The sequence below is a fragment of the Pseudomonas sp. 05T35 genome (assembly GCF_056396605.1).
Map to the genome: position 1 here is coordinate 1 of NZ_JBFTLU010000240.1, position 10,425 is coordinate 10,425.

A 10,425-nucleotide genomic window follows, 5' to 3' on the forward strand; every position below is an offset into this window, starting at 1 on the left:
GCTCTGACGGAAGGTCAGGCTGTAGGTTTTCGCCGCCGCATCGTAAGACTCGCTCACCGCCAGACGCGGCGTACCGGCCTGGCTATACCAGCGTTTGAACTGGGTCAGGTCGACGCCGTTGGCATCTTCCATGGCCTTGATGAAATCGTCGCAGGTGACCGCCTGGCCGTCGTGACGCTCGAAATACAGGTCGCTGCCTTTGCGGAAACCTTCGGCGCCGAGCAAGGTGCGGATCATGCGCACCACTTCCGAACCTTTCTCGTAGACGGTCAAGGTGTAGAAGTTGGAAATCTCGATGAACGCATCCGGGCGCACTGCATGGGCCATGGGACCTGCATCTTCGGCGAATTGGTGCGTACGCAGGTAGGCCACGTCCTCGATGCGCTTGACGGTACGCGAGTGCATGTCGGCGGAGAACTCGGCGTCACGGAACACCGTGAACCCTTCCTTGAGCGACAGCTGGAACCAGTCGCGGCAGGTCACGCGGTTGCCCGACCAGTTGTGGAAGTATTCGTGGGCCACCACCGCTTCAACCCGCTGGTGCGCGGCGTCGGTCGCGGTTTCTGCACGGGCCAGCACGCAGCTGGAGTTGAAGATATTGAGGCCTTTGTTTTCCATGGCGCCCATGTTGAAGTCGTTGACCGCAACGATCATGAAGATATCCAGGTCGTACTCGCGACCATAGACTTCTTCGTCCCAGCGCATGGACTTCTTCAGGCTGTTCATGGCGTGCTGGCACTTGTCGATGTTTTCCGGCTCGACGTAAATGCGCAGCGCCACACTGCGCTGGGACATGGTGGTGAAAGTGTCTTCGACGCACCACAAGTCACCGGCCACCAGCGCGAACAGGTAGGCCGGTTTCATGAACGGATCTTCCCAGGTCGCCCAGTGCCGACCGTCTTCACCGGGACCCGAGGCAATCGGGTTGCCGTTGGACAGCAGTACCGGATAGCTGTGCTGCTCGGCGACCACCGTGGTGGTGAACTTGCTCATCACATCCGGGCGGTCGAGGTAATAGGTGATCTTGCGAAAGCCCTCGGCCTCGCACTGGGTGCAGAACATCCCGCTGGACTTGTACAGGCCTTCCAGCGCGGTATTGGTTTCCGGGTGAATCCGCACGCTGGTGTCGACCGTGAAACTGGTGCTGGTCGGGTGCAGGGTCAGGTGGTTTTCCGTCAGTTGATAATCACTGGCACTCAGCTCGGTGTCGCCCAGGCTGACCGACAGCAGCTCGAGTTGCTGGCCATCCAGGACAAGCGGCGGCAGGCCCGGGCCACGGGCCGGATTGCGGCGCATCACCAGTTGCGCATGGACCAGGCTGTGGTCCTCGTACAACTCGAAGGTCAGGTGCGTCTCGTCGATCAGGTACTCGGGCGCCTGATAGTCTTTCAGGTAGATCATCTTCGGTTGTTCGGTGCGCATGCTGGAGTCCTTTTACTGATGCACGGCGAGCTGGTAGGCCGTGTATTTACGAATATTGATAACGCCGGTATCGAAGATCAGGTATTGACCCTTGATCCCCAACAGCGTGCCTTCGGCAATCGGGTTCTTGTCCAGATTGAAGCTGACAATCTTGGCCGGGTACTGCTCGACCGGGTAACGGATTTCAATCGGCTCGACATCAAATACCGGTTGAATCGCTTGCAGGCCGAAGCGCTCCTGCAGTCCTTGCATGCCCTCGGCACAGCTTGCGAACAGTTGATCACGAATCTGTTTCAGGTCAACCGGTGCGGCATCACCCTTGAGCAAGGCGCGCCAGTTGGTCTTGTCGGCCACCTGACTGCGGAACAGGTCTTCGACGAAGCCCGATTGCTGACGGGTCGACACGCGCATGATCGGCAATGCCTGGCTGGCGCCCTGGTCGAGCCAGCGGGTCGGCAACTGGGTGGCGCGGGTGATCCCGACCTTGACGCCCGACGAGTTGGCCAGATACACCACGTGGTCGGTCATGCAGAACTGTTCGCCCCAGGCCGGCTCACGGCAGGTCCCGGCGTCATAGTGGCAACGCTCCGGGCTCATGATGCAGACATCGCACTGCGCCAGTTTGGTCATGCACGGGTAGCAGTAACCCTGGCTGAAGCTGGTTTTGGTTTTGCGTCCGCAATGGATGCAGTGGATCGCACCCAGGTATTCCAGGCGAACCGTGCTGCCGATCAGAGGATTGACCGGCACCTCGGTATCGCCCAGGCGAAAAGCGTATTGCACGGTCGACGCTTCGAGGCGCGCCGACATCTTGCTGATTGCACCGCGGCCAATCTCGATCAATGGATGGCATCCGACTTGAACAGGATATTCGGCACAGTGATCGACTTCGAACTGCATTCCTGGGGGCCCATGTAGCCGGTGCGTTGTTCCTCGGGCAGGTTCTGCACTTCCCAGGCGATCATCGCCTGCAACGACAGTTCGCGCTGCTCGGCAGTCAGCTTGCCGCCGTCGGACCACTTGCCGATCTCTACCGCCAGTTTCAGGCTCTGGTAGATTTCCGGCGTGATGTTTTTGATCATTTCGTTAAAAGAGGACATCAGGTCTCCGCGCTCGTTATTCACAGCACAATTTAGACGGCAGTTTATTGGACAGAGAGTCTACGGCGACTGTACAAGCCGCCCAACAAACCGGTGAGGCATCCGACGAGTAACCCGCCGACGTGCGCCGCATTGGCAATTTCGCCGAAGCCGATCATCGAGATCAGCCCCGACATACACAGCAGCAGCCACACCAGCATCATCACCAATACCCCGCGAGGCAGGCGATACGCCGGGTTCGGCGACAGCAACTGGTAGATCCAGCAATGCCCGAGCAGGCCGTAAAGCACCCCGGACAGGCCGCCGAACAAGGTCGCGCCGCCGTAATAATATTGGGCGTAGTTCGACACCAGGCTGAACAGCAACGTCAACCCCAGCAGGTTGACACTGCCCTGACGCGACTCGATGCGCCGCCCCAGTTCCCAGTACCACATGCCGTTCATGGCCAGGTGGAGAACGCCGAAGTGGATCAGCATCGGCGTCACCAGACGCCACCACTGCCCCGCTGCCAGACTGTCGGCCAATGGCGTGAAGTGGATGTATTCGCCCACCACGCGAAATTCGAGGAACGTCAGCCAGTGCATCGTGTCGAGGTTCTCGCCGAGCAGCGTCACCGCGCCGACGATCATGCTCAGCAACAGAATCAGCGCCGTCACCGGGCTGTGGCGCAGTTGCTCKACGAATCCAGGACGCTGGATATTCGCGTGTGCAGCCGGGATATCCAGTTGATGCTCGGGATCGCCCGCAGGAAACCGTTCGTACAGCGAGCGCACGTCTTCGCTGATCGCGTCCGGCACCCACAGCACCTGTTCACCGGCTTCTTCGCTGACCCGATGCGGCACGTGCATGCGTTGCAGCAAATTGACGAAACCACTCAGGTCCACCGCCAGCGGCAGACGTAAAACAGCCACAACACTCATCGCAATACCTCTGGCCGTTCAACATCGACCCAGACAAACTTGTGTGGATCGAGACGGGTTTCCTGATCCAGCCGATAGGCAACCAGCTTGCCGTACAACACTGCGCTGTAGTCCAGGCAGGCCAGGTTCGGGCGGATCGGCGCCGGTTTGCCACTGCGCCAGTAGTGCCCGACAAACAACAGCGGTTCGTCGATGCCGTAGCGCAACAGGTTATCTTTTTCTACCGGAGACAGCGGCGTGCGAGCCACGGATTCGGGCAAGGCATCTGGCTGGAACACAATGTCGCCGTAGGTTTGCGGGTTGTCTTCCCAGAATTTGGTGCGGAAGAACGAACGCGTCAGACCATCGCCGCTGGTCATGGTCAAGCCGTGCGGCAGGCGCATGTCGGTGCCGCGCAGCAAGCGGTCGAAGGCCATGCAGGCAAAACTGCCGGAAACCGCTGCCGCCTGGACGAAGTGTTCGTCGATGCAGCCATCGGAATACTGCGCACGCAACACGTCGATCAGGCCACCGTCCCAGCAGGCGTGGACGACCCGGAAGCGTCCGGCGTCGACGAACAGTGGCATCTCGTAGAACCAGGCAAGAAAGTCGTGCCAGTCCTCCGGGTGATCGGCAAATTGAGTCAGGGTTTCTTCGAGCAGGCGCGCATGCCGAGGCGTGTGTTCACGCACATACTGTTTACCGCTGCCAGGCGGTGCCGGCGTGCTCCAGCCGAGCGCGTTGAATTCATGGTTGCCCATGATGCACAGCGCCTGACCGGCCTCGACCATATCGTGAACGATGTGCAGCGCTTCGCGAATCCGCGGGCCGCGGTCGATGATGTCACCGAGAAACACGGCCATGCGTGACGGATGGCGCCAGACGCCAGCTTGCTTGTGATACCCGAGTCGGTCCAGCAAATGCTCAAGGGTATGAGCGCAACCGTGCACGTCACCGATCAGGTCGTAGCTACGCGCGGGATCGAGCATCAGTCGCCTCCACCGCCCAACCGGCTGCCCCAGCCCAGCTTGGTCCGGCAGACTTCGTAGTAGTTATGGTCCAGCGGATGAATCAACCGCAGTTTCTGCGCCTTCTTGCTCACGGTGATGGTGTCACCGGGGGCGCAGGTGAAGTGGTTCTGCCCGTCACAGGAGACTTGCGGGTAAATCTGCATATCCTTCGACACGACGATTTTCAGCTCACTGTTGCCATCGACCACAATCGGCCTTCCTGACAAGGTATGGGGGTACATCGGCACAATCACAATGGCATCGAGCTTGGGATGCATGATCGGGCCACCTGCCGAAAGCGCATAGGCTGTAGAACCGGTGGGTGTGGCGACGATCAGGCCGTCGGCCTTTTGGCTGCAGACGAACTGGCCGTCGATGTACAGCTCGAACTCGATCATCCGCGTCGACTTGCCGGGGTGCAGCACCACGTCGTTCAGTGCATCGCCCTGGCCGATGGCCTCGGCGTGACGGCGAACTTCGGCCTGCAACAGAAAGCGGTTTTCGACCAGATAGTGCCCGTCGAGCACTTCCGCGACCTTGACTTCCAGCTCATCCGGGCGGATGTCGGTCAGAAAGCCCAGGTTGCCACGGTTGATCCCCAGCACCGGAATGTTGTGCCGTGCCAATGCCCGAGCGGCGCCCAGCAGGCTGCCGTCACCGCCCACCACAATCACCATGTCACAGACTTCGCCGAGCATCTTGCGCGATGAGGTTTGCAGGCCATGGCCGGGCAGGACTTCGGCGATGGTGTCCTCGAGTATCACGTGCAAGTGYCGGTCAAGCAGGAATCTTTTCAGTCGGCGAACGGTATCCAGCACCTGTGAACTGCCCAGGCGACCGATGATGCCGATATTGCGAAATTGCTCCATGGGGCTCCTAGTCAGGATAGGTTGACGCTTGGTCTGCGACGGCGAAAAACACGATTATGGGCGAAAGCGCGCCGTAGACAAAATCCTTTCAGCCGCGAGCCAAAGCGCTATGCTCGCAAGATGACTTTATTTCCTGGCTTGCTCACCCTGCCCCGCCAGTTGCGCCATCCCGAAGTGCGCGACCTGGCCTGGGTCATCCTCGCGCCACCGATGCTCAGTGAAACACCCTGGCCACAACGTCATCCACTGGCCGGCAGCGATTGGGTACAAGCCCCTGAACGACTGCAACACTGGCTGCTTCAGCTCGATCAGGACAGCCGCGAGCTACAGCGTTGGCTGGCGCTCGGCCCGACTCGTCGCCTGGGCCTGTATTACGAACGCCTCTGGCAGTTTGCCGTGCAGCATGCGCCGGGGGTCGAGCTGATTGCCGCCAACCTGCCGATCCGCCGCGACGGCCACACGCTGGGCGAGCTGGACATGCTGCTGCGTGACCGCGACGGCGTGCATCACCTGGAACTGGCGATCAAGTTGTATCTGGGACCCCAGAACGGCGAAGGCCACGACACTGCCCAGTGGCTCGGACCGGGCTGCCATGACCGACTGGACCGCAAGCTGGCGCACCTGACCCACCATCAACTGCCAATCTCCGCGCGCTCCGAAAGCCGTGATGCGTTGGCCGCGCTGGATATCCTGCGGTTCAGCGCACACTTGTGGCTGGGCGGTTATCTGCTGTACCCATGGCCGGGCCAAACCCAGTCACCCGACTGCGCCCATCCGCAACACCTCAAAGGACGCTGGCTGCATCAGCGAGACTGGGCACACTTTATCGCCCAGAGCCCGCCAGGCCGCTGGCAACCGCTACCACGGCACGCCTGGCTCGCGCCCGCCCATTATCCTGCCGAGCATACCTGGGACCGCACGCAACTGGAGACCTGGCTGAGCGGACTCGACCCGCAGGCGCCTGCGCAGTTGCTGGTACGCCTGACTGAAAACAACGACGGTGACTGGGAAGAAGCCGAGCGGTTGTTTCTGGTGGCGGATTTGTGGCCGAACGTGCCGGGCCAGGGTTGAGCCTTGTGGCGGCTGGATCGGCCCTATCGCGAGCAGGCTCGCTCCCACATTTGGAACGCGTACCCCCTGTGGGAGCGAGCCTGCTCGCGATGAGGCCGACTCGGTCTAGATAGACAGGCGCAACGCCAACGCCGCCAGGGTTACCAGCAGCACCGGCACCGTCAGCACAATCCCGACCTTGAAGTAATACCCCCAGCCAATTTGAATATTCTTGCGCGCCAGCACGTGCAGCCAAAGCAAGGTCGCGAGGCTACACGGGCAGCGATAGCCAGCAGCAATGCCGCGCACACCGCGGAGATCGCGCTGATGGGAATCCCCAACGGCTCCAGGGCAAAACAGCCGAGCAGCAAAATCACCAGCACACACCAACCGGCAACGAAGGTTGCCTTGTCGTGGATCGCGGTCTTCGGGTCTTCCAGTTGTTCCAGGTCGTAATCGGCAGGAACATCCCGTCGGAAGAACCACAGCAACACCGCCAGCGTCGCCGCAACGGCCACCAGGTTGACCGGCACCATGACCGCTGCATAACGGTTGAACCCAATGTGGAAGAAGTCCGCGGAGACGATGTTCACCAGGTTAGACACCACCAGCGGCAGGCTCGCGGTATCGGCGATGAACCCGGCGCCCATCACGAACGCCAGCGTTGCCGCCGGAGAAAACCGCAAGGCCAGCAGCATCGAAATCACGATGGGCGTGAGGATCAATGCCGCGCCATCATTGGCGAACAGCGCCGATACCAGCGCCCCGAGCAAAATCATGTAAGCGAATAGCTTGCGCCCGTTACCGCGCCCCCAGCGAGCCACATGCAACGCTGCCCAGGCAAAGAAACCCGCTTCATCCAGCAACAGGCTGATGATGATCAGCGCCACAAACGTCCCGGTGGCGTTCCAGATGATGTCCCATACCAGCGGAATGTCGCTGACCTGCACCACCCCGCAGAGTAACGCCAAGACGGCGCCCAGCACCGCACTCCAGCCGACGCCGAGGCCTTTGGGTTGCCAGATCACCAGGGTGATGGTCTGGAGGAAAATCAACGACGCTACGAGCATGCGAAACAGCCTTGAAGAAGATGGAGGGGGGAGATCAGCAGCAACGGACCGGACGGTCATCCATCGCCTGTAGTCGCGCGACATCAGCGCCAAGCCACGCACCGTTGGCTGCCAGCGCGCCGTGCAACAACGTCACGACCCACGGGGATAATTGCGGGTGCAGGCGATAAAAAACCCATTGCCCCTGACGACGGTCCGCCAGCAAACCATGACTGCGCAATTGCGCCAGGTGACGGGAGATTTTGGGTTGGCTCAGGTCCAGCGCCGCCGTCAGTTCGCACACGCACAGCTCACCCTCTTTGGCGATGAGCAAAGCGATACGACTGCGGGTGTCATCGGCCAACGCCTTGAACACATCGACGGGATTGCAGGGATCGGACATGGAAGTGAATGCGCCTGAACAAACGAAGCGCGAATATATGGAATTTCGAATATAGGGTAAAGCGAATAAACCACATCGCACGCAACCGAACGCAGGCTACGCCAGCTACGGTTGCTTGTGCGATTCAGGTATTACAAGCGGATCACATGCCCCTCGATCGGCGCGATTTGCCCGTGAGACAGCCGCGAAATCACCGTTTGCGCCGCTTCAAGCCCATCACTCTCCACCACCCTGAGCAATGGATTGGCCGGTGCCGTCACTCGCCGATGAAACTTCCGCCCGCCCTCACCGATGTACTCGACAAGCTGCTGCGCGCCCCATTCGGCGTTGCGTTTGCGAATCTGGATCGGCGCGAAGAAAAACGCCGGCTGCGGCCCTGTTATAGCGCTCAGCTGCGCCTCATCCGTGCTCTGTGTAGAACCTACAGCGCAGCTGTAAACCAATTGCTCGGCGAAATGCTGATGCACCTGATCGCGTAAATCCAGACGGCCAGAGAAATCCACGTACAAGGTCGGACGGTCAGTTGGCAACGACGCCAACTCGGCATACCCGAGCGTGCGTTCGTAACACCCAAGATGTTCGACATACGCCTTGTTTCCGGCCGACGTCAACGCCACGCGCTCCAGATTCGACTGGTCCTCCAGACAAATAGCCGTGCCGAAAGCAGTTTTGCTCGAAGCGCTGGAGAACACCACGCGCGTCGCACCGAAGAGTTGATTGTTCTGAAGGAAGTCCGCCAACATCAATGACGTCAAAAACAGCGGATTAAGCAGCATTTGCAGGTTTTCATTCGCTGGGCTGTAGTACCGATCCCAACTGCAACGGGTGTACTGGTTGTAAACCGAGTTCAGTGTTTGACGGTGCGGGGCGGCGTCATAAAAGCCGCGTTCGGTCACCCGCTCTGGATGTACCCAAAGATGGCTGGCCAGTGGAAAGTACCCGTAAAAGCGCTCACCGACCGTAATGCCTTCAACTGTAGAGGCAAGCACATCGGCAAAACCCCAGACCGGGATGTGGCCCCACTCCGCCCGCCCCGTCGGGAAAAACTCCCAGTAATGCATCGAGTCGCCATAGGCTGCGTAGGTGACGTTATTGGTGGTCAGCGCGCAGCGATCAATCTTCAGGATCACGTCGCCAGCCGCCGGAATCAGGCTGCGCCGCTCACGCTCGACACGACTCTGGTCGATGGCGTTTTTACGGGTGATCAGCCGTGTGACCGTGCCCAGGCTTTGCATTGTTCAGACTCCCTATCGTGTGGCTGTCCACTTTCCAATGGTTCGATCATCAGTCGACTGGCCAGCGCTTCCTGAGCGCAAGCGCTGGCCCCCGATCGATCAATCCTTTTTGAATTGCTCGACCCACTCGGCGTAGGCATTGATGAAACTCTGCAAAAACGGCCGGACCGACTCGGACACCTTGCCCGACTCGTCGAACGCCGTACCGGCGTTGCTCAGGTAGGCTTCCGGTTGCTGCATGCAGGGCACATTGAGAAACACCATGGATTGACGCAAGTGATGGTTTGCACCGAAACCACCAATAGCGCCGGGCGAAGCGCTGATCACTGCGCCCGGTTTACCGCCCCAGGCACTCTTGCCATAAGGCCGGGAACCGACGTCAATGGCGTTCTTCAGGGGGGCAGGCACCGAGCGGTTATATTCCGGTGTCACAAACAGCACCGCGTCGGATGACCTCACCTGTTCACGGAAAGTGCTGTAGGCTGCCGGCGGTGTTACATCGATGTCTTCGTTGTAGAGCGGCAGGTCGCCAATCTCGACGATGTTCAGCCTGAGGTTTGCCGGAGCCAGTTCAGCCAGCGCCAGCGCGACTTTGCGGTTGATCGACTGTTTTCTCAAGCTGCCAACCAGGACAGCAATCGTATAGACCTTGCTCATTGGTAATTCCCGACTATCTGGCTAAAGGAGCCTGTAGTTATAGATGATTCGGTAGCACTTAACGTGCTCCGTGTCGCGGAATGGCAGTTAAATACTATTTTTTTCCTGTAGGAAAACTTACCAAGCTTATCGACGGTCTACAGAACCGCAAATTGAGTGACTTATCTCCAGAGGTTCTAAGCAGATGGCAGCAGTACTCGTCGGACAATTCCATGCAAGAGATGCGGAAGGCCGTGTTTATTCAGTGCATGAGTTCCAGGAATCCACCCCGTCGCAGGAGGGTATCGCCGGGCCTGCGCCTGTCACCACCTATAAGCTGGCGATTGGCGACCGCATCAACAAACTCGATGACAACGAATTTGTACTGGTTCAATCGGGCGTTACCATCACCCGCGAGCCTGAATCAAACGTCGCCTCATAAGCCTCTGTTATGAGCTGAAGTCATAGGCACGGACTTGGGTTAGGATTCAGTTACTGACCCCCTCACCTGCTGAACATGGACTTCACGCATGCGTTTACGTCATATCGAAGTGATCCAGGCACTCCTGCAAACCGGTCATCTGGGCACCGCTGCCGAGATGCTGCAATTGCCGGTGGCCGGGGTCGAGGGGATGTTGCGCGAAGCCGAGGAGCAACTCGGCTTCATGCTGTTTGCCAGTGTGCGCGGTCGTTTGCAGGCCACTCGCGAAGCGCGGGAGCTGCAGGTCGAGATTGCTCACGTCTACGAAGCC

Annotated in this window: 12 protein-coding genes and 1 pseudogene; 3 read left to right on the plus strand and 10 right to left on the minus strand. The window is 59.6% G+C overall.

Features of this window, described 5'->3' with window-relative positions:
* The 6 genes from pepN to AC1DH9_RS18270 all read right to left on the minus strand — a co-directional run.
* On the minus strand, positions 1 to 1,422 hold a 1,422-nt coding region (gene pepN, locus AC1DH9_RS18245), incomplete at its 3' end, for an aminopeptidase N (RefSeq protein ID WP_477808537.1).
* A gap of 12 nt (positions 1,423 to 1,434) precedes the next feature.
* Positions 1,435 to 2,265 carry a DUF2797 domain-containing protein gene (locus AC1DH9_RS18250; protein ID WP_054597149.1) on the minus strand — a complete coding sequence of 277 codons (831 nt, stop codon included), beginning with the start codon at positions 2,263 to 2,265 and terminating at the stop codon, positions 1,435 to 1,437.
* A complete protein-coding gene (locus AC1DH9_RS18255; protein ID WP_019690610.1) occupies positions 2,262 to 2,522 on the minus strand; it encodes a YeaC family protein in 261 nt (86 codons plus the stop codon). Before AC1DH9_RS18255 ends, AC1DH9_RS18250 begins: the two co-directional genes overlap by 4 nt.
* 44 nt (positions 2,523 to 2,566) lie before the next feature.
* Complete coding sequence (locus AC1DH9_RS18260; protein WP_427537534.1) at positions 2,567 to 3,442, minus strand: rhomboid family intramembrane serine protease; 876 nt, start codon at positions 3,440 to 3,442, stop codon at positions 2,567 to 2,569.
* A complete protein-coding gene (locus AC1DH9_RS18265; RefSeq protein ID WP_427537615.1) occupies positions 3,439 to 4,413 on the minus strand; it encodes a metallophosphoesterase in 975 nt (324 codons plus the stop codon). The genes AC1DH9_RS18260 and AC1DH9_RS18265 overlap by 4 nt, the downstream gene beginning before the upstream one ends.
* Positions 4,410 to 5,300, minus strand: coding sequence for an NAD(+) kinase (locus AC1DH9_RS18270; RefSeq protein ID WP_019690613.1), 891 nt, complete (start codon positions 5,298 to 5,300; stop codon positions 4,410 to 4,412). Before AC1DH9_RS18270 ends, AC1DH9_RS18265 begins: the two co-directional genes overlap by 4 nt.
* A 120-nt stretch (positions 5,301 to 5,420) precedes the next feature.
* Here AC1DH9_RS18270 and AC1DH9_RS18275 point away from each other — a divergent pair, with 120 nt between their 5' ends.
* Positions 5,421 to 6,371 (plus strand): DUF1853 family protein, encoded by a 951-nt coding sequence (locus tag AC1DH9_RS18275; RefSeq protein WP_427537537.1) that lies wholly within the window; start codon positions 5,421 to 5,423, stop codon positions 6,369 to 6,371.
* Between the two features lie 105 nt (positions 6,372 to 6,476).
* Here AC1DH9_RS18275 and AC1DH9_RS18280 read toward each other — a convergent pair.
* The 4 genes and pseudogenes from AC1DH9_RS18280 to AC1DH9_RS18295 form a co-directional block, all read right to left on the minus strand.
* Positions 6,477 to 7,420: pseudogene (locus tag AC1DH9_RS18280) on the minus strand (ArsB/NhaD family transporter).
* 34 nt (positions 7,421 to 7,454) lie between these two features.
* Positions 7,455 to 7,802 carry a metalloregulator ArsR/SmtB family transcription factor gene (locus tag AC1DH9_RS18285; protein ID WP_427537543.1) on the minus strand — a complete coding sequence of 116 codons (348 nt, stop codon included), beginning with the start codon at positions 7,800 to 7,802 and terminating at the stop codon, positions 7,455 to 7,457.
* Positions 7,803 to 7,933: 131 nt separating this feature from the next.
* Positions 7,934 to 9,037, minus strand: a complete 1,104-nt coding sequence (locus AC1DH9_RS18290) for a DUF2855 family protein (protein WP_427537546.1) — start codon at positions 9,035 to 9,037, stop codon at positions 7,934 to 7,936.
* A 99-nt stretch (positions 9,038 to 9,136) separates the two neighbouring features.
* Complete coding sequence (locus AC1DH9_RS18295) at positions 9,137 to 9,694, minus strand: NADPH-dependent FMN reductase (RefSeq protein WP_427533675.1); 558 nt, start codon at positions 9,692 to 9,694, stop codon at positions 9,137 to 9,139.
* A 184-nt stretch (positions 9,695 to 9,878) separates the two neighbouring features.
* On the opposite strand from AC1DH9_RS18295, the gene AC1DH9_RS18300 reads away from it, so the two are divergent.
* Positions 9,879 to 10,115: a hypothetical protein gene (locus AC1DH9_RS18300; RefSeq protein ID WP_427537549.1), complete on the plus strand. Its 237-nt coding sequence runs from the start codon at positions 9,879 to 9,881 to the stop codon at positions 10,113 to 10,115.
* A gap of 88 nt (positions 10,116 to 10,203) precedes the next feature.
* On the plus strand, positions 10,204 to 10,425 hold a 222-nt coding region (locus AC1DH9_RS18305), incomplete at its 3' end, for a LysR family transcriptional regulator (protein ID WP_477808538.1).